This window comes from Phormidesmis sp. 146-33, from assembly GCF_052939515.1.
In genome coordinates this window covers 24143-50987 of sequence record NZ_JBJPHU010000042.1, presented here as the reverse complement: position 1 = coordinate 50987, position 26845 = coordinate 24143, and the positions used below count along the sequence as shown (strand labels likewise).

29 protein-coding genes are annotated in these 26845 nt (G+C 48.3%); 1 reads left to right on the top strand and 28 read right to left on the bottom strand.

Annotated elements, in window-relative coordinates:
* Positions 1-277 precede the first annotated feature (277 nt).
* From ACJ2PR_RS17710 to ACJ2PR_RS17640, 15 genes are all read right to left on the bottom strand, one after another.
* Entirely contained in the window at positions 278-1069 is a 792-nt protein-coding gene (locus ACJ2PR_RS17710) for a CPBP family intramembrane glutamic endopeptidase (protein WP_446877973.1), read from the bottom strand.
* A 91-nt stretch (positions 1070-1160) separates the two neighbouring features.
* Positions 1161-3389 carry a prolyl oligopeptidase family serine peptidase gene (locus ACJ2PR_RS17705; RefSeq protein WP_446877972.1) on the bottom strand — a complete coding sequence of 743 codons (2229 nt, stop codon included), beginning with the start codon at positions 3387-3389 and terminating at the stop codon, positions 1161-1163.
* Positions 3390-3395: 6 nt separating this feature from the next.
* Positions 3396-3848, bottom strand: coding sequence for a hypothetical protein (locus ACJ2PR_RS17700; RefSeq protein WP_446861971.1), 453 nt, complete (start codon positions 3846-3848; stop codon positions 3396-3398).
* Positions 3849-4522: 674 nt separating this feature from the next.
* Positions 4523-4861: a hypothetical protein gene (locus ACJ2PR_RS17695; RefSeq protein WP_446877971.1), complete on the bottom strand. Its 339-nt coding sequence runs from the start codon at positions 4859-4861 to the stop codon at positions 4523-4525.
* A 127-nt stretch (positions 4862-4988) separates the two neighbouring features.
* On the bottom strand, positions 4989-5378 hold the full coding sequence (locus ACJ2PR_RS17690) for a nuclear transport factor 2 family protein (RefSeq protein WP_446877970.1): 390 nt from the start codon (positions 5376-5378) through the stop codon (positions 4989-4991).
* A gap of 110 nt (positions 5379-5488) precedes the next feature.
* Positions 5489-5887 (bottom strand): RidA family protein, encoded by a 399-nt coding sequence (locus tag ACJ2PR_RS17685; RefSeq protein ID WP_446861974.1) that lies wholly within the window; start codon positions 5885-5887, stop codon positions 5489-5491.
* An 85-nt stretch (positions 5888-5972) separates the two neighbouring features.
* Complete coding sequence (locus ACJ2PR_RS17680) at positions 5973-6698, bottom strand: CPBP family intramembrane glutamic endopeptidase (RefSeq protein WP_446870968.1); 726 nt, start codon at positions 6696-6698, stop codon at positions 5973-5975.
* Between the two features lie 51 nt (positions 6699-6749).
* Positions 6750-7733, bottom strand: a complete 984-nt coding sequence (locus ACJ2PR_RS17675) for a CPBP family intramembrane glutamic endopeptidase (protein WP_446877969.1) — start codon at positions 7731-7733, stop codon at positions 6750-6752.
* A 51-nt stretch (positions 7734-7784) separates the two neighbouring features.
* Positions 7785-8072: a hypothetical protein gene (locus ACJ2PR_RS17670; RefSeq protein ID WP_446877968.1), complete on the bottom strand. Its 288-nt coding sequence runs from the start codon at positions 8070-8072 to the stop codon at positions 7785-7787.
* Between the two features lie 43 nt (positions 8073-8115).
* Complete coding sequence (locus tag ACJ2PR_RS17665) at positions 8116-8574, bottom strand: peptidoglycan-binding domain-containing protein (RefSeq protein WP_446877967.1); 459 nt, start codon at positions 8572-8574, stop codon at positions 8116-8118.
* A gap of 41 nt (positions 8575-8615) precedes the next feature.
* The gene (locus ACJ2PR_RS17660) at positions 8616-8963 is read right to left on the bottom strand and encodes an AraC family transcriptional regulator (protein ID WP_446877966.1); all 348 of its coding nucleotides are present in this window, start codon (positions 8961-8963) and stop codon (positions 8616-8618) included.
* Positions 8964-9061: 98 nt separating this feature from the next.
* Positions 9062-9619: a DsbA family protein gene (locus ACJ2PR_RS17655; RefSeq protein ID WP_446877965.1), complete on the bottom strand. Its 558-nt coding sequence runs from the start codon at positions 9617-9619 to the stop codon at positions 9062-9064.
* A gap of 127 nt (positions 9620-9746) precedes the next feature.
* Complete coding sequence (locus ACJ2PR_RS17650) at positions 9747-10127, bottom strand: peptidoglycan-binding domain-containing protein (RefSeq protein WP_446877964.1); 381 nt, start codon at positions 10125-10127, stop codon at positions 9747-9749.
* Between the two features lie 483 nt (positions 10128-10610).
* Positions 10611-11051 (bottom strand): hypothetical protein, encoded by a 441-nt coding sequence (locus ACJ2PR_RS17645; protein WP_446877963.1) that lies wholly within the window; start codon positions 11049-11051, stop codon positions 10611-10613.
* Positions 11044-11937, bottom strand: a complete 894-nt coding sequence (locus tag ACJ2PR_RS17640) for a pirin family protein (RefSeq protein WP_446877962.1) — start codon at positions 11935-11937, stop codon at positions 11044-11046. The genes ACJ2PR_RS17645 and ACJ2PR_RS17640 overlap by 8 nt, the downstream gene beginning before the upstream one ends.
* Positions 11938-12061: 124 nt before the next feature.
* Between ACJ2PR_RS17640 and ACJ2PR_RS17635 the strand changes: the two genes are divergently transcribed.
* Entirely contained in the window at positions 12062-12604 is a 543-nt protein-coding gene (locus ACJ2PR_RS17635; RefSeq protein ID WP_446877961.1) for a PadR family transcriptional regulator, read from the top strand.
* Between the two features lie 28 nt (positions 12605-12632).
* On the opposite strand, the gene ACJ2PR_RS17630 is transcribed toward ACJ2PR_RS17635, so the two are convergent.
* From ACJ2PR_RS17630 to ACJ2PR_RS17570, 13 genes are all read right to left on the bottom strand, one after another.
* The gene (locus tag ACJ2PR_RS17630) at positions 12633-13580 is read right to left on the bottom strand and encodes a DUF5996 family protein (RefSeq protein WP_446877960.1); all 948 of its coding nucleotides are present in this window, start codon (positions 13578-13580) and stop codon (positions 12633-12635) included.
* Positions 13581-13639: 59 nt separating this feature from the next.
* Entirely contained in the window at positions 13640-13852 is a 213-nt protein-coding gene (locus ACJ2PR_RS17625) for a UBP-type zinc finger domain-containing protein (RefSeq protein ID WP_446877974.1), read from the bottom strand.
* 540 nt (positions 13853-14392) lie between these two features.
* On the bottom strand, positions 14393-15079 hold the full coding sequence (locus ACJ2PR_RS17620) for a hydrolase (protein ID WP_446870957.1): 687 nt from the start codon (positions 15077-15079) through the stop codon (positions 14393-14395).
* Between the two features lie 219 nt (positions 15080-15298).
* A complete protein-coding gene (locus ACJ2PR_RS17615; protein WP_446861989.1) occupies positions 15299-15928 on the bottom strand; it encodes a response regulator in 630 nt (209 codons plus the stop codon).
* Positions 15929-15932: 4 nt separating this feature from the next.
* On the bottom strand, positions 15933-22202 hold the full coding sequence (locus ACJ2PR_RS17610; RefSeq protein WP_446877959.1) for an AAA family ATPase: 6270 nt from the start codon (positions 22200-22202) through the stop codon (positions 15933-15935).
* Positions 22203-22272: 70 nt separating this feature from the next.
* Positions 22273-22995 carry a MarR family transcriptional regulator gene (locus ACJ2PR_RS17605; protein WP_446877958.1) on the bottom strand — a complete coding sequence of 241 codons (723 nt, stop codon included), beginning with the start codon at positions 22993-22995 and terminating at the stop codon, positions 22273-22275.
* The gene (nrtS, locus tag ACJ2PR_RS17600) at positions 22946-23275 is read right to left on the bottom strand and encodes a nitrate/nitrite transporter NrtS (protein ID WP_446877957.1); all 330 of its coding nucleotides are present in this window, start codon (positions 23273-23275) and stop codon (positions 22946-22948) included. Before nrtS ends, ACJ2PR_RS17605 begins: the two co-directional genes overlap by 50 nt.
* 6 nt (positions 23276-23281) lie before the next feature.
* Entirely contained in the window at positions 23282-23917 is a 636-nt protein-coding gene (locus ACJ2PR_RS17595) for a hypothetical protein (RefSeq protein ID WP_446877956.1), read from the bottom strand.
* Positions 23914-24156: a hypothetical protein gene (locus ACJ2PR_RS17590; RefSeq protein ID WP_446877955.1), complete on the bottom strand. Its 243-nt coding sequence runs from the start codon at positions 24154-24156 to the stop codon at positions 23914-23916. The genes ACJ2PR_RS17595 and ACJ2PR_RS17590 overlap by 4 nt, the downstream gene beginning before the upstream one ends.
* Positions 24157-24180: 24 nt before the next feature.
* Complete coding sequence (locus tag ACJ2PR_RS17585) at positions 24181-24426, bottom strand: hexameric tyrosine-coordinated heme protein (protein ID WP_446877954.1); 246 nt, start codon at positions 24424-24426, stop codon at positions 24181-24183.
* A gap of 77 nt (positions 24427-24503) precedes the next feature.
* Positions 24504-24947, bottom strand: coding sequence for a globin family protein (locus ACJ2PR_RS17580; protein ID WP_446868224.1), 444 nt, complete (start codon positions 24945-24947; stop codon positions 24504-24506).
* 13 nt (positions 24948-24960) lie between these two features.
* Entirely contained in the window at positions 24961-25749 is a 789-nt protein-coding gene (locus ACJ2PR_RS17575; protein ID WP_446877953.1) for a hypothetical protein, read from the bottom strand.
* A gap of 347 nt (positions 25750-26096) precedes the next feature.
* Entirely contained in the window at positions 26097-26678 is a 582-nt protein-coding gene (locus ACJ2PR_RS17570; protein ID WP_446868226.1) for a protoglobin domain-containing protein, read from the bottom strand.
* Positions 26679-26845: the final 167 nt, after the last annotated feature.

The window sequence follows — 26845 nt, the reverse complement described above, 5'->3', positions numbered from 1 at the left end:
TTCTACTGACACTGACTAGTTAATCGTACTACATCTACTTGAAAAATGCTGTATTCTGAAGGATCATTGTGCTTCTCCTAGTGTTAATTTCGTTGCATTGATCTGAAGCGTACTAAGTTCCAATGCTTGATTTCTTCCAGATTCTTATGGTATTGATCGACATAATCTTGTCAAAGTCCTCGATCGCTTGTTCATGCAGTGGTGTAACAACAAGATCGATTCCAGCACTGTTAAAGGCACAATCGAGTTTGCTGATGAAATCGCTTTAGAGAAAAGCTTAGACAAATCTTGCCAGCAAAAAACTGAGAGCAAAGGAAAAGGCATGAAAGCTGACGTGGGATAACATCGCAGCCTCAAGCGAGTATTGCCAAAAGAGCCAACCAAAAGCAATGCCAGCAATCCCATTAAGTAATATCGCTCGGATAATCACAAGCGGAGTGAGTGGAACTATCGCGGCAGTTGCGGGCAGGTGTAAAAGTCCAAATACCAACGCGGCTAGAACGATCGCACCTTGATATATTCCTTGGCTTGGCAACGTAATGCCCTGTTTTAACACCTTCCACGCTATCCAAACAAGCAGCGACATTAAGCCCCAGCGCATCAGAATTTCCTCAGTGATGCCGCCATAAAGCATTGCTGTAAGCGAACTTAGCCAATTCGGCTCTGTGTGATGGGATGCCTGTAGCGCTTCAGGTAGAGCAGGTTTCATGAACTGATCGAGCAACAGGAGAATGATCGTTGTCGCTGCACCCACACCCAAGCTCCATTTCATCTCAATGACAGAAGATGGAATCTTAGGGGTATGAAGTACCCAGTAGTCAATCAAATGTGAGCGTAATCCAACGCGATAGGCACAGCCAATTCCGATCAGAATGCTGATTGCCAGTGGAACTGTATACTGTAGTGCTTGCAGCAGCATTAAAACCCACAGTGGCGGAACTTTTGCCAGTAGTTCTGGAGACAGTTTTGCCAACTGTTGCTCAACTAATGGAACCGACGTAATTGTAAACATCGCAATTCCCGCACTGCCCAACACAAATAGAATCCCAAATTGTTTCAAAACTGCCATTGATTCAATCTCCAGAGACATCAGAATACTGGGTAGACACGAAATCGATTTTCAGACCGCAGGTTGATCTTCTGCGTTACTTCATGCCCGTTTATTTCCCAGCCCCGACATTCAACCCCGTCCAGTGAGCCGCAAAAGCCCACATATCTGCCGTTTCCTCGATAATCTTGTCGATGGGCTTGCCTGCTCCATGTCCTGCGCGCGTCTCAATGCGGGCAAGGTGGGGCTTGTCTCCAATCTCCGCTGCCTGAAGCGCGGCGACGTATTTGAAGGTGTGTCCCGGCACCACGCGATCGTCCGTGTCGGCAGTGGTGGCAAGGATCGCGGGATAGTCCTTGCCAGACTGGATGTTGTGATAAGGCGAATAGTTCAAGAGGTTACGGAAATCCGCTTCCTGTGCTGGAGACCCAAACTCGTCTACCCACGTTTTCCCGCTCGTGAACTGGTCGAAGCGGAGCATGTCCATGACACTGACCTGGGGCAGTGCGGCGGCAAACAGATCCGGTCGCTGATTGACCACTGCGCCAATCAGGAGTCCGCCATTCGATCCGCCCTGAATCGCCAAGCCGTTGTGGGGCGTGATGCTCTGCGCCTTCAGATACTCGCCCGCTGCGATGAAATCGTCGAAGACGTTCTGCTTGTTCTGACGACGACCCGCTTCGTGCCATGCCTTGCCATATTCGGAGCCGCCGCGAATGTTAGCAACAGCATACACCCCGCCCTGTTCGACCCACCCCAGAAGATCCGGCGAGAAAGCGGGAACCAGGGGGATTCCATAGCCTCCATAGGCATAGAGTATGGTCGGTGCCGAACTGGTAACATCCTTGCGCCGAACAATGAACATCGGGACACGGGTGCCATCCTTCGAGGTGTAGAACCGCTGTTCGATCGCGATCCGGTTGAGATCGATCGCTACCTTGGGTTGTGCCCACACCCGCGCCGTGTTGCTGGCGACATCGTATCGATAGATCACGCCCGGAGTGTTGAAGCTGGTGAAGACGAAGAAGGTTTCTGGATCGCTCTGGTCGCCCTTAAAACCGCCAGCGGTGCCGATACCCGGCAGTTTCACCATACCATCAGCCTTGCCATCTAGCGTGTAGCGTCGAACTTCCGTCTTCACGTCAGCCATGTAAGAGATCAGCAACCGTCCAGCGACCAGCGACGCATTGAGCAGAACCGAATTCTGCTCTGGCACCACATCCCGGATTACTGGGTCGGCAGCGGCGATGTCCATCGTCACCACCTTGGAGCGCGGCGCGTCCTGGCTAGTCATGAGGAAGAACTTTGTCCCCACATTGCCGACGAGCAGCCATGAATCATCAAGATTATCGACCAGCTTGTGGGGTTTCCAGTCGGCGCTCTGGAGATCCACCAGGGTCAGTGTGTTGCCGATTGAAACGGGCGTGGAAACGATCGCGACGTAACGCCCATCTTCGGTGATGCCCAAAGAATGCAGCATATTCGGCTGATCCGGGTTTGTATAGACCAGTCGATCTTGTGCCTGGGGGGTGTCGATCGCGTGAAAATAGACGGCATGGTTGGCTATGCTCGCTTGCGATTCGGTGCCCTGCTTCGGCTCAGGATAACGGCTGTAGAAAAAGCCAGACCCATCCTTAGTCCATGAGATGTTGGTGAACCTTGCCCATTTCACTTCATCGTTGAGTACCTTGCCCGTGTTTACGTCCAGCACCCGAATCGTGCGCCAGTCCGTGCCGCCATCCTGCACCGCATAAGCCACGCGCTTACCGTCGTCGGAAGCTGACCACTCGGCAAGTGCGATCGCCCCATCCTTTGCCCAGGTATTGGGATCGATCAGGACGCGCCCTGCGCCATCCACGCTGTCGCGGACATAGAGAACCTGTTGGCTCTGAAGTCCGGAATTATGGAGGTAGAAATACTGTCCACCCTTTTTGACCGGAATAGAGAACCGCTCATAGTTGTACAACTGCTTCAGTCGATCCTTGAAGATATCTCGACCCGGTAGCTTATCGAGATAATCGTTGGTGACTTTGTTCTGCGATTCGACCCAGGCGGCGACTTCCTTATCGTTGCGGACATCGTTTTCTAGCCAGCGATAGGGGTCAGCGATCGTCTGTCCAAAAAGCTTTTCGACAACATCAACTCGCTTGGTTTCAGGATAGGTGATTGTAGTAGGCATCATTGCTGTGGACTCCGTGCAAGCGGAGGCGAAATGGGTGGTAAAGAGTAGCGCGAGAGCGAAAAGGGCTGCACGGCGCAGCGGTCTCTTTTGCAATGGGAGTCGAAATCCAAAGCGGTTGAATTTCAGTCCTTCTCGTCGTGATTTTGCAGTGTTGAACATAGTGACCTACGGAAGAATGCCGTCTTGTTGTAGTTGCTTCTGGAGCGGTTTTGGCAGATTTTTGATTTTGCAATGTTTGGGAGAATCACCCTCATAGCGCCAGGATCGAATTTCTCTAGAGCGATCGAACTCGACATCAATCTCACAGAAATCACGATCGACAATCGTGTTGCCTCCGGTAATCACCGTACTTCTCTCGCCTCGACGGTTCCGAGACTCATTCACAGAGATCGGCTGCTGAAACGACTGTTCTCGATCCGTTTTGTAGGAATAGATGGTGTTCCCATTGGGTAACGTGAGCGTTGTCGTGGGTGTACCATATTTGCGAACAAACTCATTGATATCTCGACCCATCCAACTGTTCATTGTGCTATTCAATTGTTCTTTCGATCGCCGATCGTCGCACCCGAACAAGCTCACGCTTGCTAAAATTAGCAGCATCGAAATCCAAGTCTTCATATTCATTCCTCTGTGTTGAAAAGTCCTCATGGGCGATCGTTCATTTCAGTTGCAGTAAAGCTAGGTCAATGTGCGCGATCGATTGTTCGTGCAGTCGTTTGAAGGGAGAGTCGATCGCGTTGTGTTGATCTGAAGTGTACTGAGTTCCAATGCTTGATTTCTTCCAGATTCTTATGGTGAAGAGCAAGTTCGTTTCAGTATCATCCGATTTAGCTATGAATGTTCAGAATTCACTCGCCATGTAATCACAATGATTTCTGCAAACACTAAGACCACTAATAGCCTCGAAAACGCTCGTAGAATGGCTTCCATCGTCCAGTTCTGACTCTGAATAAACAATGTTCACCCCAATCACCAACCAGGGTAGAATGACCGCTGAATTGCGGTTGCGATAGAAACGGATCGTCGTCTCCGGCCAAAATGGGAAGGTACTGAGGAGACAAACGAGGTAGGATGCTCCCGCATTGATGAACAAGCTGGTTTGAAGACTCAAAGACAAGTTTGGGTATCCAAGCGCGGTAGCTTCGCTTCACGCAGTGTTCGCGCTCAGACAAACTCCCAGCGCGAGATACAGGAAAGTAAACAAGGTAAATCGTTTCATTTGAGATTCGCTTAGTTTGACGAGAACCCGAAAACGCAAGTCTAAAGTTCACTCCTACTATTTCCGATGAAGCTTATTCTCTGTACCAGACGCGCACACATTGAAAGCAGTTGATTGTAATGCCTTGACTGATCATCACTGGGTAGAAACCATTGCTGGTCGTCACTCCGTAGACCCCATCACTTGTGCCTTCGATGCGATCGGGTAAAACAACGGTCTCAACATTGATCACCTGTATCGTTGTACTTTCGATCCACTGATTGACAGCACTCACAACCTCAAAGAAGGATTCATAATCGGAAGCTCCGCCGAAGGGTCCGCGTTCAGTAATTCGAGGCGCAAAATCTTTGCACTGAATCATTTTATTCACCACCTTAAAACTGTAGAGTTGACTATCATTTGTTGAATTCATATTTCATTTACAAGAACAGTCCGCGCACGTTAACTGACATGATTTTGTCAAAGTGCTCAATTGATTGTTCGTGCAATGATTTGAAAAGAGAGTTGATCAAGCATTGTTGAAGGCGCAATCGAGTTTGCTACGCCGCGCTACTGATTTCATCCTTGACCTCGGTTTTGATAACGAAAGCCCTTAATTCCACAATTTTGCTGCCGCGAAAGCGCCAGATGTCGCAGTACGAGTAATGAGCCGCCTTCCCGTCCTCGTCCTTCATTGTAATGTCGCCTGTGATGTCGCCGAGTGCCGTAACAAAATCACCCTCAGCGATTAAGTTGGCAACCATAAACTTTGGCGGCTCTACGTATATCGTTGCCATCCATTGGCGAACGGCTTCTTTCCCTTTAAGGGTTTTGTCGCCTACAAATATCCATTCCACATCGTCGGCGCAGAATGACAAAAATCCTTCATTGCTGCCTTCAGCGATCGCCGCGTTTGCCTCTTCTAAGATTGCTTTATTTTTGCCTAACATTTGCATCTCTCCTCTGTTCAAGTGAATGCTTTAATGGAGCGGTTTTCCGATCGCCGCGGCCTTCTCGTCAGCGTAGTTGCCGAATGACCCTGTTGCCGCTTATGCAAAACTCACGGAATAATTGCAGTAACGCGGATTTCAATCCGCATCGTTGGCAGTGCAAGAACTGCAACTCCTACCTCTGTCCAAATGGGGGCATGGTTGGGCATGTAATGACGAAATAGCTTGACCATCACATCGTTAACCTCTGGGGGAAACCCGCCAACATGGTAAGAATTGATGTGGACAACATGCTCCCAACCCGCACCAGCAGTCGCCAAGGTTCGTTCTACGTTCCGAAACGCCTGAGCAATCTCATCCGCAAGCGATTCGGGAATTTGCAGATTGTCATCCACCCCGCCTTGACCTGATGTCTCCACTCGATCGCCAATTTTTACCGCTTGCGAGTAATGCAATTCATTCAGGCGTTCCCCATAGCCGGGGGTGACAAAAAATTCGGGCTGATTCATTATGTTCCTTTGTTTAGTACGTTTGACTCTATCTCGCACTGCTGAGGCAGCTTGCAAGATCTGATTGACTTGAGGAGGTGCCAGGTCAGCCTGTGCTGGTGAACACCATGATTAGAAACGAGGGCAGGTTGAGAACGACGTGGACGACGAGACCGGACCAGATCGATCCACTGCGGCGGAAGACCTCGGCGGTGGCGAGACCCGCTACCACTGCTGCGGGGAAGGTGGTGTTGATCCCATGCATAAGGGCGAAGATCACAGTGCTGCCCACGACCCCAACGAACGGTCCGTAGCGCAGCAGCGCGTTGGTGATGATGCCGCGATAGAGCAGTTCCTCGCCGAGGGGTGAGAAGACCGCGATGAACACCGTGCTTAAAACCAGAGACAGCAACCCGCCTCGACTGCCATCTACGTAAACATCCTGGATATTGTTCGTGTCCCCAGTGATCCGAATCCAAGCTAAGACTGCCAAACCCCTGAGCACGAAGGCGACCACTCCGACTCCGACCCCGATCAGGAGCCAGCGAACAGAGGTGCGGCGCACACCGAAGGCGCTCAGGGAAGGAATCCGCAGCCGCGCAGCCACAGCAAACGCAATTAGGGTGGCGACACCCGTCCATGAAGTCAAGATCAGACCGTAGACTGCGGGGTCGAGACCAATTCGCTTAAGTTGCGAGACACCGACGAACGCAACGATCGCGTAAACGACGAGACCGACAACGATTTCGAGCCAGCCCGGACGGGAGACTGTGTTTGTTGCGGCGGTGGTCTTTCCTGGCTCCTGTAGATGGTTAGAAGTAACTTTAGACATGATGATGAAGTCTTTTGGTAAATTTGCTTGTGGTTTTACGAACTGATGAGATCACCGACGACCAATCCGATCGCTCTCGAAAACGGGTTCGGATGCCTTGTCGCGTTTGAACACCCAAAAAACGATCGCCAGGAAAACAGGAATCAGCACGAGGGAGATGATGTCGTAGAATCTCGCATGGTACTCGCTGATGCTGAACAGGGCTGGCGCGGCAAAGAAGCTTCCAGACCAGTTGAACAAGAGAAAGTACGCGATGTTGTTGGCGAAGTGTGCGCCGATCGCAAGCTCGGTGGTGCCGTCGATCAATGAAACGATCGCATACAGCAGACCCGTGCCGACGAAGTAGCCGAGGAACATCCCGATCCAGCCACCCTCCTGTGACTCTGGATTGGTAGCGTGCGGCAGGGTAAATATCACAGCCGACACGATTGCTAGAAACAAGCGGTTAGACCAGATCAGGCTCGCGCCCTGCACGATGTACCCGCGAAAGAAAAGCTCCTCGGTAGTCGTCTGGATCGCAGTGAGAATGAGCGCGATCGGCACGAAGAGCGCGAACGTCTTGAGGTCGGAGTTGAAGGAGAAGGTATCGGGGTAAAGGAGGTACTGCCCCAGCCCGCCGAGCAGCACCCACGGCACGAACCCAGCTACGAAGCCGTGACCGACACGCCGCCAACTGATCTTCTCCCGCGCTGTGACGAGCGTCCGGGGATGACGCTGGTGAATGAGGGAGACGGCGATCAGGATTCCCGCGAGGAACACCGGAAAACCCGCCATGACCACGACAAAGCCCCCCACAGGACCGAACGCGGCATAATCCAGCCGACCGAGCGCCGCGGCACCCTCCCGACCGCCGAGGGCGAGCGCGACGAGCGCACTGGCGACGTTGGCGGCGATCATCCATGCGAAGAGGATGATCATCAGCCCCAGAAGATACCGCCACCACCGATACTTACCCCACCGGGCAGCCTCCACGTAAGTCGCGTCTTTCACTTCCGTTCCGATTCCCAGATGTCCTTTGATTGCTTTAATCTTCATCTTTGTCTCCTTGACTCGTGTGTGGATGTAGTGCTTGGATCTGACCGCTAGTTACCTGGGAGAACGCTTACACTGAATGGCTTTGACATTTCGCAAATAATTCAACTCAGGCTCGAAGTTCGTCGGGCAGAAAGCATACACAATGTCCTGAGGTCGGCTAATGACTAAACGGTAGGCAGGTGGAATTCCTTCAGAACTTTCAATCATTTCGATTCTGGGAATCACTTGTGGACTAATTTGAGCCAGGGATGGAAAACTGAACAGCAACAATAGGCTGAGTAGGATTGTTGCTGAGATAATTCGCGGAGATCGTTGAAGTCTGGACAGAATCTTGTTCATTAGAAGTTTCCTCATGAGCTTTTTCGGAAGTTTTTCTGAATGATTAATAGGATTTCCAGGGGAGCGGCGATCGATAGGGATTCGCCTCCATATCCAGCACTTCCCAAGTTACGGGGTTGACTTGTCCGGTGACAGGAATCTCGTAGTATCGCTGTAAATCTCTCACCGCAGACTCTGTAACCGCGCCAAATACGCCATCGATAGCGACACCACGCGGATTTCCCAACCTGACTCCGGCGGCACCCAAGGAACCATTATCTAAGAGAATTTGCTGCAACATTTGCACATTTCTGCCGCGATCGCCCCGTCTCAAAGTTGGCAATGTGATATTCGTATAGGCAGTAGCGACCAGCATTGGAGAGGGCTGAGGTGGAGGAGTGGCGATCGCCGGATGCATTCGCAAAATCCCAGATATTCCCGTTATGACGGCGATTGACAGAGTAGTTTTAGTCAGTATTGCGGTAATTCTGGAAATTGATCGTCGTGTTGTAGTCGATTTCATCATCTTGCTCCTGTTTGTCGCTATGAATGATTCTTATCGTGTTAGCGAACCTGTTTTGGAGTCATTCCAGTAATGCGCTTGAACTGTTGCGTCAGATGGCTTTGACTGGAGAAGCCAACTTGTAAAGCGATGTCTACGATCGCCAGATCCGTCTTCGACAGCATCAATTTCGCCCGTTCCACCCGCTGTTGAATCACATACTGGTGTGGAGAAATGTTGATCGCTTGTTTGAATGCATTGGCAAAGTAAGTCGGGCTAAAATTCAGAGTTTCTGCAAGTTCGACCAGTGACAAGTCTCGATCGAGGTGCGTCTGAATATAGTCGAGTACTTGTTGCAATTGAGTGTGCGTTAAGCCTTTGTGTTTGAATTCAATCGTTGTTGTTAGCATGGTTCAAAAATTGGCACTTTGTTCAACAAAACAGGTAAAAGCTAGCGATCGCGCATTCGATCGGTTGCTAGCACTAACAAGTCAGATATGAATAGAGCTTAGTAACTTGCAGCAATCATGGCTGCCATCAACTCTGTCATTTTCCAGCGTCCAGCATATCGAATGTTATTGATGAAGAGATCTGGAGCAGCCGTTACTCCACTGTTCAATCCGCCTTCAATATCTTCTTTGATGCGATCGACATGCACTTGTTTAGAAAACTCTTTGAGAAACTGAGGAATGTCAAGCCCTAGATCGTTTGCGTACTCGACAAGATAACCATTCGCCAACTTTTGTTGATGGGCAAATAAAGTATCATGCATTGACCAAAACTGTCCCTGGGCGGCGGCGGCAATGGCTGCTTGGGCTGCCCGTTGAGCATGAGGATGAATCTGTATTTGCGGAAAGTGACGGAAGATCAGGCATAAATCATCCTCTCCAAAAGACGCACTCAGCTCTCGTTTGATCCCTTGAATCAGCTTGTAAACCTCTGCACTTTTGGAGTCTTGATAGTCTCCATACATCACCAGCACGACCTTAGCACTCAGCACACCCTGCATCCAATCTTGAGTTGACGGGGGTACAAGTAAGGAACTGTGGCTACGATCGTCGTTCATTTCTCTATATCTGCATCGAGCATGGAACCTGGCAATAAAAGCTGGGAAAAACCTGATGATTTAGGGCATTCCCAGCGTCAGCAATTTGAACGTGGGCTGAATCACTTTGAGAACGGGGGTTGCTGCGTTAGCGCAGGTTGCGCCAGCGACGAGCAAATTCCCCTAGCACTGAACCAGAGAGTTGCGATTGCAACCATTCAAATGCCGTTTTTTGATAGGGGTAGTTCGATGGCTCGTAGTAATTGGCTGCATCAGTCAGTCGAATGGGCGCAGTGCTGTTTCGACGAAGAGCTTGCCAAGTTTGAGGGCCAACGATGCCATCTACAGCAATGCGATTCTGCTGCTGGAACTTAACCACTGCGGCGCGAGTCGCCTCGCCAAAATCTCCATCAACTGCAATGTTTGCTCCCTTCGCATTCAGCAATTGTTGTAGCTCAGTGACAGCAGCACCAGAATCGCCTTGGCGTAGCATTGGGTCTGTGGCTGTGGCTGTGGGGGTAGAAGTCATAGATTTATCTCCACTGTGTTAGGGTTGAAAATTCGATCAGGTTTACGGCTCTCAAGGAGCATGATTTGCCTGATCGTGATCCTGCAAATAAGATGCAAGATTGGTTAGGCTAGGAAATAGGCGCTGAAATTAGGCAAAGTTCGCTGCGTAACCCACGTTCTCGAACCAACGATACAAGGTTGCTATTTCTGCTCCAATTAACTTGCTCAATCCATTGACTGCATCTTTGTTTGCATATATTCAATATAGGGGATCGCTTTCAAGTCGTCGTCTATAGCGAGTTAACTCTTTTACAGTACAAATTGATAGAGTAACTATGAGATCGCAAAGTAGAAGGCTAACTATAACTTAAGTTAGAATCGGGGAAATCAATAAATACCTGAACATGCCGCGAATGATTACGATTCGGTAAATACAATGCATAAAAGCAGTTCGTCCAGACTCAATTGAATCTGGACGAACTGCTCAATTTATAGTTGAACTTTAGTTGCTTTTAGTCGCTAGCAGTGTGACCAAATCAGCATGAGCTAACACCACATCGGGGTTGCGTTGAAGCGCCGCATCATACTTCACAGCAAAGTCATTTCCAGCTTCATCAGGTGTGAGTAGAGTCCGAACATCAGCAATGAGAGTAGCGGTTAGCGCTTCGCGCAACTCCAAAGGAACTGCCTCGGAGGTGATAGGCTCATCAGAGTGGATTAACTCATCAATTTGCGCGATCAATTCTGAGAGGTGATGCAACCAGGCAAATTGATCGTGATTGATCACCAGTTGCAGCAATTCACCTTTAGAGACCTGTCCGCGCACTTGTTCGTAACGAATACGCTCTGTATCCAACAACAGTTTATGCAAATGCAATAACTTGATGCGGATATCGGTCAGCAGTTGATGTTGGGTGGTGCGGTGTTGAAGCTTGTTAAGCATGAATCTGTCCCATCCTTCCATTTTGGTAATCGTCGATCGCTTGCCGGATTTCGGCTTCAGTGTTCATCACAAAAGGCCCATAGCGCACCACAGGTTCATTCAGCGGCACTCCAGCAATCAGCAGTAGATCGAGGGGTTGGGTAGCATCCGCAGGATTGACGATCGCCACTTCCTCACCATCCGGTGCAAAAATCACCATTTGCCCATCCTCACCCCGTTCCTGCTCAGTGCCAAACAACCCAGACCCATCGAGGATATAGGCAAAGGCGTTGTACTCTTTCGGTACTGGTTGAACCATGCTGGCTCCCGGTTGGAACGTGAAGTGCAGGTAGATAATCGGGGTGCGGGTTTCAATCACCGCTTTCGCCCCCAACGCTTCTCCCGCAATCACGCGCACCGTCACGGACCCATCTTTGGTTTGAGCCACCGGAATCTGCGCTGATGGAATTTCCTGATAGCGAGGAGCAATCATCTTGTCTCGCTGCGGCAAGTTGACCCAGAGTTGAATGCCGTGCAGTCGCCCACCTGTGCGAGTAAACTCAGCTTCTGGCATTTCGGAATGTACTACGCCTGCCCCAGCGGTCATCCACTGGGCATCACCGGGATTGAGCAGTCCAGCATGACCGACCGAGTCCTTGTGTTCCAGCCGTCCATTCAGGACGTAGCTGACGATTTCAAAACCACGATGGGGATGATCCGGTGCGCCCTTTGCTTGACCGGGCTTCTGATTCACGGGACCCAATTCATCGAGGAGGAGAAAGGGGTCAAACTCGGAAAAGCTACTCTTGGGAAAGGGACGACGCACCAGGAAGCCCCCTCCTTCAAGCGTTTCTACACTATTAATGATTCCAGCAACGGTTCGGAGTGTTTGAGTTTGAGTTGTCATACAGTTGCCTCCAGGCAGACAATTTACAAGACTTATCCTATATATGATTAGTCATATATTAACATAGAAGGATATAAATTCTATGGGTCGGGTTTGTCCTCCCTATTCGTTCGGTAAACCGCCTATGTCTCTTGCCCATGTGATTCTGGGTCTGCTCCAACAACAGGAGCGGACAGGCTACGACCTCAAAACCAAGTGTTTTGACGATTGCATTTCCCATCTGTGGCCAGCAGATCAGGCACAGATTTATCGGACTTTAGACAAACTGGAGTCACAGGCGTGGATTACCTGTACTGTTGAGATCCAGCACGATCGCCCCAACCGCAAGGTTTACCGGATTACCGAAGCAGGTGAAGCAGAGTTAACCCACTGGCTTCAGACGCATCATCCGTTGCCCGTGTTGCGAGAGCCGCTGCTGGTGCAACTCTATTTTGCGGCTCAGTTGCCTAACGAGGCGATCGTGTCTCTGCTAGAGCAGGAACTGGAAGCACGGCAAGAAAAGCTAGCCCAGTGTGAGGCGATCGAGGCTCTATCTTTGAGTAATCCGACTGCATCGCGTGAACAAAAACTGCATCGCCTGGTTTTGGACTTGGTGAAGCAACGGGAACAGACTTATTTAGATTGGTTGGAAAGGGCGATCGCAACAATCCGTAGCCAATCAACGTAAATTCCTTCTTCAGAAATTCAAGCATTGGCTACCCCTGTAGACGTGGGGTATGCTCCAGTTCATCTCGATCCCAATGTCCTAAAATTGCCGCTGCTTCATAGGTGCTTTGAAAAAAAGCAAGAATCATCGCATCTGGGTCGCTAGCCTGCCTAACGGCTTCATAAGGCAGGACAAATTCTTGCATCTCTGAGCTGTAAAACGCTTCCTTGGGTGCGATCGAGTAATCCTGAAACCCCTCCGGCGCAGGGTAAGCATACGCATAAAAAACAGGGTCTACAACTGACCCACCCCCTGGCCAAAAGCCACAACTACTAACTTCGTGCGAGTAGGCTTCCCGTGTGACCCAATCTGCCATATTGGGTACTCCCCCTGGATGCTCTGGCGCACGACGACCAGAAAACCGAGTCACAGCGAGATCGAAACTTCCCCAGAAGAAATGCACAGGACTGGATTTACCAATAAACCGGGAACGGAACATGGTCATGACTCGATCCGCTTGCACAAGGATTCGCCAGAACCGCTGGGCATACTCTGGGTCATAAGTAGTATGTTGATAATCTTGATCAAACCGGAGTGGTTCTGCAATTTCTTGCGGCATTGTCCAAATTCGGACTTCAATCCCTATCTCGCTCAGTGCAGTCATCACATTTTGGTAGAAATTTGCAACGGAGCGTGAAGTTAGTGGAATTCTTTTGATAATGCCGTCGCTCGTTTCAATCTGTACTTGATGAGCGAGGAAATCAAAGCTAATTTGAAAGGTTCGGGTGCCGTAAGGGATGACAGAGGTTGTTAGTCCGCGTGACGTGACATAAAGGGTAGATTGCCACCAGTGATTGAGATTGGGAGCGAGTGCAAGGCGAATTTTACCGACAATCTGTGTCCACCGATGGACAGTTGAATATGTATCCTGCCATGCTGCTAGCGACAAACTGGGCCAAATGCTGTCGGTGGGCGTACTTTGAATAGAAACTGCCATGAGAAGACCTCCATTTAAGGGAAGATATTGGAAGAGCGCTAAATGACATCAAAATCGCTTTAGTAGTCCTCTCCCTGCTTATCGACAAAGCACCATAACCACTGTTCTCCCAATTCAGCCGAGCTAACGACCGGATGTCCGGTTGCCTCATAGTGACGGCGAGCATGTTGATGCTCAGAAGAGTCACAACACAGCATCTTTCCACAAGTTTGGCAAATGCGTAGGTGTACCCATCGAATATTGATCCGTGTGCATTCTTCACAACGAAACATTGGATAGTTTGCTTTAGAAATGAGGGTTTCAGCAGCCAGATTGTTGAGATGTTTGCAAATCATATAGCTCCAATTAAGCAAGTGTTTACCTGGGAGCATCCCAATTGTGTAGCACAGTCTTTCTGCCCTCACCCTAACCCTCTCCCCAAGGAGAGGGAACAAGAGATCTGACTCCCTTCTACCTGGGGAGAAGGGCTGGGGATGAGGGCAGTCCGAGATTTTGCACAATTGGGATACTCCCGTTTACCTAGCGCTTATTCGTTGTTCTATTCAACCTAAATCTAATGTGGCAGCAAAGGATAAGGTTACAGGCGGGCATAAAATCTCGTCGCTAATCTTGGCAGAAAGCAGAAAGTTTCATTCTTTCTCCAATAAAACTTATTCTCTGTACCAGACGCGCACACATTGAAAGTAATTGATTGTCAGACCTTGACTGATCATCACTGGGGGAGACAGCATTTTATCTTTTTCAAAATTCTGCCTCCTATTTTATTTGTTGGTTCCGTAGAGGAAACCTCAAGTATTAATGTCCACCTGAGGTCACTGGGGGGTTGTTGCAAGAAGCTGAGGTTCCGAGGTCACTGGAGGGGTTGTTGCAAGGAGCTGAAGTTCCCATGCAAGGGCCACTCCACTAGCACCGCCATGCTCAAGAAGAATCTCTGATACACCCGCAGATGTTTCTGTACGTGCCCAGTCACGTTGCCATTCAGCAAGTACAGCCATCCAGTTGATTGGAACTGCACCCGCCTGAACCAAGCGGCGAACAGCCATGTCATGAGCTTCCGCAGTAACACCGCCCGAAGCATCGGTAACGATGAATACTTCATAACCTTCACCAAGCGCCTGGATTGCTGGCATTGCAAGACAGATCTCGGTCCAAAGCGCAGCAAGTATAAGTTGCTTGCGGCCACTTTTCTTCACTACATCTGTCACATTTGGATCTTCCCGGGTATTGATGAAAGTGCGGTTGATCGGTTTTTGATCAGGAAAAACATCCTGTAGTCCCTTAATGATGTAACCCCCTCTCTCTTCAATTACTGTGGTCAGGATTGTGGGTACGTTGAACACCTTTGCCAATTTAGCAAGACCAATAACATTGTTAATGATCATGGTCGGTTCATGGCTGTTCAAGTTGGTGAACTGATAGGGCTGGTGGTCAATAAGTACCAGGATGCTATCTTCTGGACGAAGCAGTCCTTCTAGTCCGATTTTTGGATTTTTAGACATCGCTATAAGCTCTTATTCAATGTTTACTTTGCAGACAGTCCCTAGCGTGTGACCTTGACTCAACTTTGCATAAATTTAATGTAAGCGATCGCCTTGAAGCTGTCGTCTACAACAAGTTAAATTTTTTACAGTACAAATTGATAGAGTAATCGTGCGATCGCAAAGTATAGAGCTATCTATACCTTAAGTTAGAATCCCAAGTCGATCGAAAGTACAACTCTACAAACTGACAATGCCGCGTTTAACGGCAACAATTACCGCCTGGGTGCGATCGCTGACATCTAACTTATTCAAAATCCGATTGACATGAGATTTAACCGTGCCTTCGCCGATACTCAAAGCCGCCGCAATCTCGGCATTGCTCATCCCCTGTGCCAGTGAGCGAAGTACTGCTAGTTCTCTTTCACTCAGTTCTGGATTGCTGAGGCGCTGTACCAACTTTGCGCCCACATCGGGCGGAATATACTTCTGACCCCGATGAACGGTGCGAATCGCATTCAGCAACTCGTCCGGTTCAGTTTCTTTCAACAGATATCCTTTTGCGCCTGCCTGCAATCCCCGATAGATATCTTCGTCACTATCATACGTGGTCAGGACAATAATTCGAGCAGATTTAGCAGTCGCACAAATTGCACTGATGGCAGCAACTCCTTCCACTTCAGGCATTCGCAGATCCATGAGCGTAACATCCGGTTTGTGTTCTTCAAATAGCGCGATCGCTTGTTCTCCATTTTCAGCTTGTGCAATCACCTGCATCACTGGGTCACGGTTAATAATCGTGGCTAATCCTTGCCGAAAAATAGCATGATCGTCTGCAATCAGAACTCGAATGGTCGTGGCTTGGCTCATCGTGCTACTCCCGATCGACGGTGACAATCATCTCTGTTCCTTGTCCAGGTTGGCTCCGAATCGTGAGTTGTGCGCCGATGCGCTCTGCCCGTTCGCTCATGCCAAGTAAGCCAAAACCCTCAGAGGCTGGAATACTCCCCACTCCAAAGCCCTGTCCATTGTCTTTCACACGCAAGCAAACCCGATCGCGATCGTAGATTAGCTCGACTCGAATTTCGTCAGCATGGGCGTGTCTAATCGCATTCGTTAATGCTTCCTGTCCGATCCGCAGTAGGTTATTCTCGATTTCAGTCGGTAGAGCATACACTGTACCCTCAATTTCGTAATACAAGGTGGTATCCATTGCGGCAGCTCTGATTTGAGCGACGAGACGATGGAGAGCGCTCTGTAAACTGCCTTCCTCCAAAAGCTGAGGACGGAGCGCAACGACCGATCGCCGCGCTTCAACCAGTCCAGTTCGTGCCAATTCTTTGATCAAGTCTAGGTGTGCCCCAGTTACCTCTAAATCATCCGTTAGCACCTGTTTTGCCGCGCCTACTTGAGCGAGAATACCTGTAAACGCTTGGGCGAGTGTATCGTGAATTTCGCGTGCCATCCGGTTGCGTTCTTCGATAATCGAGGCTGCTTCTGCTTGCTTTTGCAACATAATATTTCGCGCCAGCCAAATCACCTGCTCGTGCTGAATCGGGGCAATACGAGCCGAAAACCAGATTTCTCGTCCAGATAGCCACTGGCTGTATTCAACGGTGAGGACTTGTTGGGTTCTCAGCACCTGCTGAATGTAACCCAGTAATTCATCAGCCTGTTCTTTAGCAAAGAGTTGATGCAGTGTTTTGCCAACAAGTTCCGCTTTATACAAATCTCTGTATGATGGATTCCCTTCGGTTACGCTGATCACTTGCCCTTCAGCAGTGAAGATACACAGCGGATCGGGAATGGCTGAAAAGAGCGCCCGTAGTTCTGCTTCAGAGGCTTGTAGGGCTTCTTCTGCTTGTTTGCGATCGCTAATGTCTGCAATCACCCCTTCGACGTATCCATCGGCTGCATTCAAATAAGAAGAGGAAAGTCCCCAGAACAATGTCCCATCTCGTTTTCGCATCTGTACTTCAAAGCTTCGCAGTTCCCCATCCCGCTTCATCACCTCAACGGCTTGTTGGCGATCGCTGGGATTTACAAAATAGTCAATGGAGTGTTCCAGCCCAATCATCTCCTCTGGTGAATCAAAGCCAAACAGATGGGCAAAGCGTTGATTGGCATTGAGAATTAATCCATCCGAGAGGCGGGTTCGGAAGATGCCGACCTGGGAGTTTTCAAAGATATTGCGAAACTTAGTTTCACTTGCCTGCAACGCTACTGTCCGTTCTGCGACCTGTTGTTCTAAAGTGCGGTTATAATCGGCTAGCAGTTTCTCTGCTTGTTTGCGCTTGGTAATGTCTTGAAAGGTGGCGATCGCATAAGCTACATCACCTTTTTCATTAAAAACGGGGGTTCCCCATACCTCTACTGGAGTCACTACATTGTTTCGACGAATTTCCATATCATTAATCATCGTGCGATCGCCACTCAATGCCCGAACAACTGGCATTTTCTCATTGGGATAGAGTTGATCTGTTCCCGCTAAATAAATTTGATAAACTTCTGCAAATTGATCCGGTGTCACAGCAGGATCAATCCCTTTGCCCAATAGCTGAACTGACCTTTGATTGGAGTAGCAGGGGCGACCTGTTGCATCGACCACTCCAATTCCCACTGGCACCGCTTCAAAAAATTGCGTCAATTTATTATTGCTGGCGTGTAGCTGTGCGTAGAGTTTGGCATTTTCGATCGCGATCGCTGCTTGAGTGGATAGCAAGTTTAAGACTTGCGTTCGCGTAGCGTCTCCTTCGGAGAATTGCTCTGGTGTAAAAGCCCCAGTTGCTGATTTATTTTCCAGATACAACACACCAACAAGCCTACTTTGATTCAGCAACGGTAAACAGAGCAGCGATCGCGGTTGGTTGTGCTGAATGTATGGCTCATGGATGAAATTACCTTCATGAGTCGCATCATTCAAAATCACAGGTTCATGAGTCCGAATCACATACTGAATAATCGATTCGGGTAAACGATTCGCCATTGGCATCGATTCCAACACTTGCGTCGTACAGACATTCTCACTATCATTGAGTTCACAAGCAGCCTCAATTGTCCATTCTCCTGAGTTTTCTAAAATCAGACTTCCAGTTTGTGCGCCAGCATTCTCGATTAAAATCTGCATCAAGGAACGAAGCAACCGATCGAGTTCAATTTCACTCGAAATTGCCTGTGATGCTTTCAGTACCGTCGCTAAATCGATCGCGCTGTCTAAGCGAGTAGAAGTAGTTCCAGAAATTGCATGGATTGGCGTGTAAGTCACATCCGATGATTGAGGAAAGAACTGCGGGTAGCGAGTTTCTAAATCTTTGACTTTTGCCATCGCTCCCCATCGTTCATAGCAATAGTGCGCTTCTTTCATGTAGGTCTGAGCAATCTTTTCCCGACCTCGCGCTAGATAATGTTTAGCCGCTAATTCATAAGCTAATGCTTCTTCCTGGATATACTCATTTTCAGCAGCACCTGCGATCGCTTGTTCATAAAGTTCCTCAGCCTCAAAAAATTGCCCTAAGACTCGCGCTTTCTCTGCTTCGACTAAATAAAATTTATGGAGATAATTCATTGGGGCATGACTCGCCCATTTTTGCATCTTTTCTTGGTTGGAGCTAACACAACTTAGCCAAGCTGCTTTTTCAGAGTTTGAAGCCTCAAGCGATAGGCTCAAAAGCGCCAGAGAATGATAGAAACAGAATATAGGTAGAACCGTTACTGCTGTCACCTCTTCAAAATGTTGCCTTGCTAAAATAGCAGTCTGTATAGCTTGATGGTGTTCTTCAAACAGGTAACACAACATTACTTTGTGCAAGTAGAGTATTTGGATTGCAGTTCCATCTTTAATTGCAATAGCGTCTGGCAACGCCTCCTCTTCAGCACATAGCCTACCGATTAAGCGGCTGGGATTCTCTGCCCTGTCTAGCAAATTAAGAATGGTCTGCTGCAATATTGCCAGCCAATTCGAGGGGCTTTCTCGTCTGATTTGATCGATCGCTTTGCTGTAGGTTGCTGTTTTTTGTTCCAGTTGGGTGAGTTCTTCTCCAGCAAGAAACGGGTAATAGCACACGTAATATGCAGTATAACCAGCAGTTTCAAAGTCTCCAGTTTTCACTCCATTTTGATAGGCATCAACCAGCATGGGTATTGTGTTCCTAAGATGCACCTTCCAGTGCATGATATGGACATTCGAAAACATTAAAGTTCTAGCATTTCCTCTGGTATTCAATCGTTCTGCCAAACTGAGAGCCAATTTGCCGAACTCATAACCGAGTTCAATGTCTTGAACAACTCCACATAGAACAAACCCGTAGCCAGCATAAAACAGTGATGACCAGACATCATTCCCGTAGTTAATTGATAAATTTACCGTTTTGCAAATAATCAGCATGAATAGTGCTGGTGACCTGATAAATGCAGCAGACCTCATACTCACCAGGATTGACATAGCTGCCAGCGGTTCTGGTGCAGTCATCTCTGGTAAATTAATCAAGTTTTCGATTTCTCGTTCAGCGAGTAATGCAGCCGTTGACTTCAATTCCCTTTGAACATCTGCCTGACTTGGATCTTCTATTAAATCTAGTCCCAGTAGCTTTAACGCTTCCGATCCAGTTTTTAGTGCTTCTTTCAGGTTGCCCTGTGACAAATATCCTTGAATCCTACTATCGTAAGCCTGCACTTTGTCAACCACTGTTTTGGCACGAGCGAGTACCACTTCTACCAACTGTTCCATCTCATCAAAGCAACCCTGGAGATACGCCGCTTCTGCTGCTTCTGAGTACAGCGCTAAGGTGAGATCATACTCACTCTGCCAACTCTCTGAATTGAGGAGTTTAAGCCCTGTAGTGAAATACTCAAAAGCAGCTTCATAAGCCGTTGCTGCCTTTGCTTTCTGACCTGCCATTAAATTCAATCTGGCAATTTCAGTTCGTTCTGATCGAGCAGTGACTAGCTCAAGTCCTTGATTGAGATGATCGATGATTTCAAACAACCGCTCTAATCGCTGTTCTGGCAACGTTTTTTCGAGGAGATTGCGCCCAATTTGCAGATGAACCACTTGTTTCTGCGACTCATCAATCAAGGCGTAGGCAGCTTGCTGGACGCGATCGTGCAAAAACTTATACTCTTGAACGAACAAGTTTTCATCTAATTCAGAAAGAGGCTGAATCAATTCAGCTTGGATGGCTGCGAGTAAATCTAGAGAAATTACTTTCGGCGATTCTTCACACACAATCGCCAATGTCTCTAAATCAAACTCAGATCCAATACAAGCCGCGATCGAGAGAATTTGCTGGGTTGCTTCCGGTAACTTCTGCAACTGACGCAGCAGCAACTCCACGACATTATCCGTGATCTCTTGAGCTTCAATCTCAGCCAAGTTCCATTGCCAACTCAACTGTTGGGCATCAAAGGTCAACAGATTTTCGCCATCCAGCAACTTCAAAAATTCACCGACGAAGAAGGGATTGCCCTCAGTTTTACGGGACACCGTTTGGGCGAGGGAATGAACCGTTTCAGGAGTGTGATGGAGTGTCTCAGCTAACAGTTGGCTCAACGATTCCAATGTTAAGGGGGTCAGAATGATGTCCTGAAGGATTGCTCCCTGCTTTCGCAAACTCTCCAGCGTCAAAACCAATGGATGCGTCGGAGTCACTTCGTTATTTCGATAAGCTCCGATCAAAAATAGAGATTGGGTTTGCTCGTCAAGTAAGATCAGTTCGATTAACTTCAGCGTCGCAGCATCGATCCACTGGAGATCATCCAAAAAGATTACCAGGGGATGCTCTTTTGCACAAAATACCCGGACAAACCTTTGAAACGTCAGATTGAAGCGATTCTGCGCTTCTGTGGCTCCAACTTCGGGTACAGGCGGCTGCTTGCCAAGGATCAACTCCACTTCGGGAATGACATCAATGATGATTTGTCCGTTGCTGCCCAAAGCAGTGAGGAGACGCGATCGCCACACTTCCATCTGTTCGTCGGGTTCCCCCAAGAGTTGCTGCACCATTTTTTGCAGGGCATCAACGATCGCGCTGTAGGGAACGTTGCGCCTGAACTGGTCAAATTTACCCCAGATGAAATAGCCGTGCTTTGCAGTGATCGGTTGATAGAGTTCCTGCACTAATGCGGTTTTGCCAACGCCCGCATCACCAGAGACCAGCATCATTTCACGGACTCCCTCACTCCCAGCCACTCGGTCAAACGCCGCCCATAATGCTTCAATCTCTGCCGCTCGTCCATACAGTTTTTGAGGAATGCACAACTGTTCAGACACATCTTGCAGTCCCAATGGCATCGGTTCAATTCGACCCACTTCTGCCAGTTGTTGAGCGCAACGTTCGAGATCGGCTTTGATCCCCCAAGCACTCTGATAGCGATCCTCCGCATTTTTCGCCATCAGTTTCAAAATCAGGTCTGAAATGGCTTTGGGAATCGTCTCGTTCAAGTCATGCGGAGGAGTCGGCGGTCTAGCAATGTGACAGTGAACTAGCTCCAGGAGGTCTTGGGTGGGAAATGGCAACTGTCCCGTTAACAGTTCATAGAAGGTGACACCCAATGAATAAAAATCAGTGCGATAGTCGAGCCTCCGGTTCATCCGCCCAGTTTGTTCTGGGGAAAGATAGGCGGGGGTTCCTTCCAGCAGATGCAGATTTTTGAAGGTGGGATTCGTGCGGCTGAAGCGAGTCGCAATGCCAAAATCAATGAGTTTGACCACGCCAGTATTCGGATTAAAGACAATGTTGCCAGGATTGATATCTTTATGAATGACCTGAGCCGCATGGAGTTTGCCCAGAGTATCAGTCAGGGCGATCGCGACATCCAAAAACATCGATAACGGCATCGGGCAGAAATCAGATTGCTGTCGCATCCAATATTCTAAAGACTCTCCACCAAAGTCTTCCAGGAGAATAACCAGTGTACGCTGATGGTCACGCTGGCTGTATGCCTTGATCACGCCTTCGATGTCCAGGGAGCGAGTAATTTCATATTCCTGCCGATAGCGCGTTAATTCCTGAGCAGAGGGATAATCTTGCTTGAGAACTTTAGCAACCACTGCACAATTATCTTGCTCTCTAATCCCTCGATACACTAGAGAAGCCGGACTCTCACAGATTTTGCTGTGAATGGCGACTCCAGGCAGGTTAATCATTCAACTCTCTCCCGATGAAGCGTTGTGAGCCGTCTCCCAAAGTATATCGCTTACTGATGCGGCAAAATCCTCATCGCCTGCTTAAATAAAGGTTCCAATTTTGTTTAGCAATTTCAGGATCGGCTGCAATGTGTTCGGCACAGTTGAGACGAAGATGACGATCGCCAAACGGGGCATTTACTAGCGAACAATGATGCGGACGATCTGACCCTGGATACTGATTAGGCTGAAAGAATTGACAGGTTACACACATCTTTGCCACCGAAATCTGTCCCTGTTGTTGAAGCTTGCGAATCATTTTGATCAATCCCCGCAGAAAGATGACTTGTTCCTCCTCGGATAGCTCATCCACGGTGTTTAGCAGAAAGTCAGACCAGGACGCTGTTTGTGTTGCTATCTGCTGTCCTTGAGGGGTTAACGTGAGGGCGATCGCTCGTCCATCTTGAGGCGATCGCGTTTTTTGCACTAACCCTTTCTCAACCAGCGACGTAACCGCATCACTAGCAGTAGCAGCCGTGACCGCAAGATGTTTTGCCACCTCTGACAACCGCATTCCAGCATTGCCTTTGTCAATCAGAAGCGCCAGGATTTGTCCTTGAGTCGGTGTTAAGCCTTGTTGTCCAGCATCCTGCCAGGATTGACTTTTCAGTGCCAGCCCAATTTTTTCTAGCCCAATCAAGATGTGCTGTTCGATCGCGCTTGAGGCATCGAAGGGATTCTCACTGACATCAACAATTGGGTTTTCAGCGGGAAGGGCTAATTCTGTGTCGCGATCGCGTTGAGTACTGTCCATGAATACTGACCGTATAAGGCACCAAGTAAGTGATTAGCCCCATCAACCAGCGTTCACAGGTCATTTCCTCGCGTAACACAGCACTGCCATGATTCATCGCAAAGAGTAACGATCCGACAACGAGAGCCACTTTTAAGGCAGTGGGTCGCAGGGCTGAATCAGTCCAGACAGTGTACCAAAACTTCAGCGTTTTCAGCATGGCATCCTCTAAGCGGACGAAAAAGCGGAGCTTTAAGCGCGATCGCGCCAGTGGCAGCACAGTTGACAAGGTGTTGCCCACAAAACATTACTTGCCTAGTTTCTGGGTCACTCCTTTAACGATGTGAAGGTGTTTTTCGATGCGCTCAATCACTGCTGTTTCAGGCATATGCCCAAACCATCCATCTAGCAATTGCAAGTTTTGGTCAACCAGAAGAAAGGTTGGTGTCCCTGGTAAATGATTCAGCGTAAAGGTTGCTGATGTTTTGGTGTGTCGCTGCAAATAAGTGTTCACCTTTTGACGTAGTACGGCCTGCTCTGATGTGGGCAGGCGGTCAAAATCAGGGATTGCTTCAGTCGAAATCTCAATGTTTTCAGATGTTACGAGTGCTGCACCTGTAGTAAATTGATCGACTGCAACGGAAAAGTCGATCGTTTGAGAGTAAAACTCTCCTAATGCTTGCCGAGTTGCTCCAACCAGTTTCATCTCCGTCAGAAGCAACTCTGTATTGGCAGCAGTGTTGTACTGAAAATCTTCAAAAGCCGTTGAGAGTCCCAAGATATTCAAGCCCAACTGACGATACTTCCAATACAACTTGTTGACGAGGGGAAAACCGTAGATGAAACAACCAGGACAGTTGACTTGAAATACAAACAAAAGATTTAGCGCTTGGAGATCAAATGAGCCTTGTAGAACACGATCGATCTTGAGTTGAATTTTCATGAGGCCAATCGAGTAGGGTTGCCATTGACAGAAATCAAGCGATCGAGCCGAATCTCAGTTCCGTTTTTGAGTTTCAAAAAATCGGCATGGTTCGCAGCATACACATCCACAATCTGATCCTGAACCTCAACGATTTCTCCAGCTACGGTGCGGTAGGAGATCTGACAAGTTTGTCGCAGTGTTGCCAAGGCTTCTAGCTGATCGTGAAATCCACAGTCCACCAAATAATAGTCATCCATTACCCAATCTCCTTCCAATAATTGTTAGCAGCCGCGGTGCCTTTGGCTCACGCTTCGCGTGTTCGTGGCAAACTCAGTAGCAACTGTTTGTCCTACGGCAATCAACATCATGGCATCGTTACCATAGACCTCTCGTAGCTGTTTGCGCTTCTCTTCATCGGGTTGAGTCAGTTTTATAATCAGTCGCGCCAGTTTCACGGCTAATTGCCGTCCTTCCTCAGGTGTTTCGGTGATCAACGAGTTGTTAGGAACCAGTGTAATCGTATCCATTTCTGTCCTTCTAATAGGGGTTGACGGTGATTAGATGAAGTCGGGAAACCTGGTCACTAATCAGGTTGACTAATCCGCTATTTCTCGACCGCTGACAAATTCAACTGTTCTGGTGGGTAGCCTGTACCTTCCAGCATTAATTGAGCCACAACTCCATACGCCTCTATCCACGCCTGCTGCACGTCAGAAGTCCAGGCTGTGCCCAGACTTATTTCAAAAGCTTTCAGCAAGCTACTGCCCACCATTGGATAATGTTGCGGCAATACACCGTACCAAGCGTGTCGAGTGCCCAAGCTTTTTAACGTATCGCTTAAAACATCTGGTTTACCCAGGTTATTGACGGTAAAGACGAGAGATTGAAACAGTTGTTTGCGCTGCTTTTCCATATTGGTGTTGGCAAACAAAGGCTGGATTTCTGGATAGTCTGTAAACAGCACTGTGTAAAACTGTTTAGTCACTTCTGAACTGTTCGCTTTAATCTGAGCAAAGCTGCTCTCTAGCAATTCAACATTGAGAGCCATTTAATTTTCTCCGTTATTGAGGTTGCACACTGTAGGGAAGACTTAAATCCCCTGAACTAACGCTGTACGCTTGATAGACACCAACCATAGGGAGTTTTTTGTTTGTGGCATTCACCTGCATATAAACAACAACGCCATCAAACTTGAACTTTGTTTTGGATTGAATGCGTTGAGCCGGAACCAAAACACTGAGCTTGTTACCTTTTAGCAAAACAGGGAAACCAGGAGAATCAAAATACATTGGCATACCGGGATTGGTCGGTGGAAGCACAACAGTTTTGTCAGCTTTGTCGAACTGTTTGACCGATAAGTTACCGGGAACACGATCGTCCTTGACCAGTACGACCCAATGACTATGAAAAATGATGCCATCATCAGCATAGTTCGAGTTGTTGTTCTCATCCCACAGTGGCGTATCATCGAAGTCTGGATGAGATGTAACTGCTAGTGCCAAAATCCCTTCGACCTTCCCAAATCCAGCATCTTCGGGTTTTAGAGTCGTGGGAAAGACGTAGCCTAGCACAGGTGCACCATCAAGGCTACCCTTGGGTTGGGGCAATGTTTTGCCAGCCGTTCCTTTCACAGTTTGCTCGAAAATAAGTAAATCTGCGTCTTTGAGATAGCGAACGCTGGTGCCCAAAATCTCTAGATCCGGTGATTTTGGAGTTGGCACAACTTGAGTAGTCGTTGGTGATGTCACGGATTGAGTCGCAGGACGGGCATCTGCTTTAAGACTGGAATAGAGCATTTTCAACGCGAGGCTTAAACCAATACCGAGCAAAGCAATGAGAAAACGTTTCATCACAACCTCCTGTTGTATGAACGAAGAGCTAAGGCGAATAAAAGTAGTTAAATGCTATGCGTGCATACCGTCAATGCGCTACGGCGGTGATGCCTTTGCGTAGTGTAGAGAAGCATCAATTCCGGCGGAATACAGTTGATTCACTATCAGCAGTAATTAACCTCAGAAACAAAAGTGAGGTATTTTTGCGAAAGCATCGTTGATGGTGAACTGTTTATCGAAAGTAGGCGTGATGCCAAGACCAACAAAGCTGTAAGAAAAACAATCCCATCGCCAGCACGACAACACTAAATACTGACAGTGAGAACACTAGAAAAACATTAACAAATTCCATGAGTCCCTCCAGATTAGAAATAGGCATCTTTAGCATAGGGAGCACACCAAAGCGTCACCTGTAGCGTGATGGATTTGAACCAGGCTTGATACATCTTTTCAACGTCTTCCGCGCTGTGTCCCTTGTTTGACAGAAAAGGCTTGATGGTGGCTGTGATCGGGTAGATGAAGGCAATCAAGTACCGCATCCCAATATGAGGAGCGGCTTCAACGTGATCGGTCTGGTTTTTCTTAGCGTAAGTGTGGCGCAGACCGATTTCCTGCTGATAGTTCAGCCAATCCTGGTCATACGGTCGATTACAGGTGTCTAGAATCCATTGAGCGAAGCGTTTGCGAACAGCACTCAAGTAGTCAGAGTTTGGTTGTCCTGCATTGCTGAAGTAATAAAGTAGATGAGAGTTAGCAGCAACAAAGCCGTACCAAACATCGAGTACCGCAGCAATTTGGTCTTCCAACACGTCTCCTGCCATCCGTAAATATCTTTCATCTTCATCGGTAAACAAAACGGTCTGTTTGAGCAGTTCCAAATCGTTGAGTGTCAACGGTGAATGAGCGGTTTGTTCAGTTCCAAAGGTATAACCTGCGATCGCGTTCATTGATCAATCTCCTTGTCATGAGTGAGTCGTGAATATGTTTGACAGAATGCTTTAAGAGTTGGCTGATCAAGGCATCAGTAGAAAAGAGCCATGATCGCATTTACTTAGGACTCCTAAATAATTACATTTCCATCAGCAGTCTGTCAAGGAAGTTGTGCGAGAATCTT

What these genes read in the sequence shown, in the direction of transcription:
- ACJ2PR_RS17640 (WP_446877962.1), bottom strand. Translation starts at nt 11,937, where the DNA reads ATGACAACTCAAACTCAAACACTCCGAACCGTTGCTGGAATCATTAAT.
- ACJ2PR_RS17650 (WP_446877964.1), bottom strand. Translation starts at nt 10,127, where the DNA reads ATGACTTCTACCCCCACAGCCACAGCCACAGACCCAATGCTACGCCAA.
- ACJ2PR_RS17645 (WP_446877963.1), bottom strand. Translation starts at nt 11,051, where the DNA reads ATGCTTAACAAGCTTCAACACCGCACCACCCAACATCAACTGCTGACC.
- ACJ2PR_RS17585 (WP_446877954.1), bottom strand. Translation starts at nt 24,426, where the DNA reads ATGGATACGATTACACTGGTTCCTAACAACTCGTTGATCACCGAAACA.
- ACJ2PR_RS17615 (WP_446861989.1), bottom strand. Translation starts at nt 15,928, where the DNA reads ATGAGCCAAGCCACGACCATTCGAGTTCTGATTGCAGACGATCATGCT.
- ACJ2PR_RS17700 (WP_446861971.1), bottom strand. Translation starts at nt 3,848, where the DNA reads ATGAAGACTTGGATTTCGATGCTGCTAATTTTAGCAAGCGTGAGCTTG.
- ACJ2PR_RS17685 (WP_446861974.1), bottom strand. Translation starts at nt 5,887, where the DNA reads ATGAATCAGCCCGAATTTTTTGTCACCCCCGGCTATGGGGAACGCCTG.
- ACJ2PR_RS17630 (WP_446877960.1), bottom strand. Translation starts at nt 13,580, where the DNA reads ATGGCAGTTTCTATTCAAAGTACGCCCACCGACAGCATTTGGCCCAGT.
- ACJ2PR_RS17680 (WP_446870968.1), bottom strand. Translation starts at nt 6,698, where the DNA reads ATGTCTAAAGTTACTTCTAACCATCTACAGGAGCCAGGAAAGACCACC.
- ACJ2PR_RS17675 (WP_446877969.1), bottom strand. Translation starts at nt 7,733, where the DNA reads ATGAAGATTAAAGCAATCAAAGGACATCTGGGAATCGGAACGGAAGTG.
- ACJ2PR_RS17635 (WP_446877961.1), top strand. Translation starts at nt 12,062, where the DNA reads ATGTCTCTTGCCCATGTGATTCTGGGTCTGCTCCAACAACAGGAGCGG.
- ACJ2PR_RS17610 (WP_446877959.1), bottom strand. Translation starts at nt 22,202, where the DNA reads ATGATTAACCTGCCTGGAGTCGCCATTCACAGCAAAATCTGTGAGAGT.
- ACJ2PR_RS17690 (WP_446877970.1), bottom strand. Translation starts at nt 5,378, where the DNA reads ATGTTAGGCAAAAATAAAGCAATCTTAGAAGAGGCAAACGCGGCGATC.
- ACJ2PR_RS17580 (WP_446868224.1), bottom strand. Translation starts at nt 24,947, where the DNA reads ATGGCTCTCAATGTTGAATTGCTAGAGAGCAGCTTTGCTCAGATTAAA.
- ACJ2PR_RS17625 (WP_446877974.1), bottom strand. Translation starts at nt 13,852, where the DNA reads ATGTTTCGTTGTGAAGAATGCACACGGATCAATATTCGATGGGTACAC.
- ACJ2PR_RS17590 (WP_446877955.1), bottom strand. Translation starts at nt 24,156, where the DNA reads ATGGATGACTATTATTTGGTGGACTGTGGATTTCACGATCAGCTAGAA.
- ACJ2PR_RS17595 (WP_446877956.1), bottom strand. Translation starts at nt 23,917, where the DNA reads ATGAAAATTCAACTCAAGATCGATCGTGTTCTACAAGGCTCATTTGAT.
- ACJ2PR_RS17570 (WP_446868226.1), bottom strand. Translation starts at nt 26,678, where the DNA reads ATGAACGCGATCGCAGGTTATACCTTTGGAACTGAACAAACCGCTCAT.
- ACJ2PR_RS17710 (WP_446877973.1), bottom strand. Translation starts at nt 1,069, where the DNA reads ATGGCAGTTTTGAAACAATTTGGGATTCTATTTGTGTTGGGCAGTGCG.
- ACJ2PR_RS17660 (WP_446877966.1), bottom strand. Translation starts at nt 8,963, where the DNA reads ATGCTAACAACAACGATTGAATTCAAACACAAAGGCTTAACGCACACT.
- ACJ2PR_RS17670 (WP_446877968.1), bottom strand. Translation starts at nt 8,072, where the DNA reads ATGAACAAGATTCTGTCCAGACTTCAACGATCTCCGCGAATTATCTCA.
- ACJ2PR_RS17575 (WP_446877953.1), bottom strand. Translation starts at nt 25,749, where the DNA reads ATGAAACGTTTTCTCATTGCTTTGCTCGGTATTGGTTTAAGCCTCGCG.
- ACJ2PR_RS17665 (WP_446877967.1), bottom strand. Translation starts at nt 8,574, where the DNA reads ATGAAATCGACTACAACACGACGATCAATTTCCAGAATTACCGCAATA.
- ACJ2PR_RS17695 (WP_446877971.1), bottom strand. Translation starts at nt 4,861, where the DNA reads ATGAATTCAACAAATGATAGTCAACTCTACAGTTTTAAGGTGGTGAAT.
- ACJ2PR_RS17655 (WP_446877965.1), bottom strand. Translation starts at nt 9,619, where the DNA reads ATGAACGACGATCGTAGCCACAGTTCCTTACTTGTACCCCCGTCAACT.
- ACJ2PR_RS17705 (WP_446877972.1), bottom strand. Translation starts at nt 3,389, where the DNA reads ATGTTCAACACTGCAAAATCACGACGAGAAGGACTGAAATTCAACCGC.
- ACJ2PR_RS17620 (WP_446870957.1), bottom strand. Translation starts at nt 15,079, where the DNA reads ATGTCTAAAAATCCAAAAATCGGACTAGAAGGACTGCTTCGTCCAGAA.
- ACJ2PR_RS17605 (WP_446877958.1), bottom strand. Translation starts at nt 22,995, where the DNA reads ATGGACAGTACTCAACGCGATCGCGACACAGAATTAGCCCTTCCCGCT.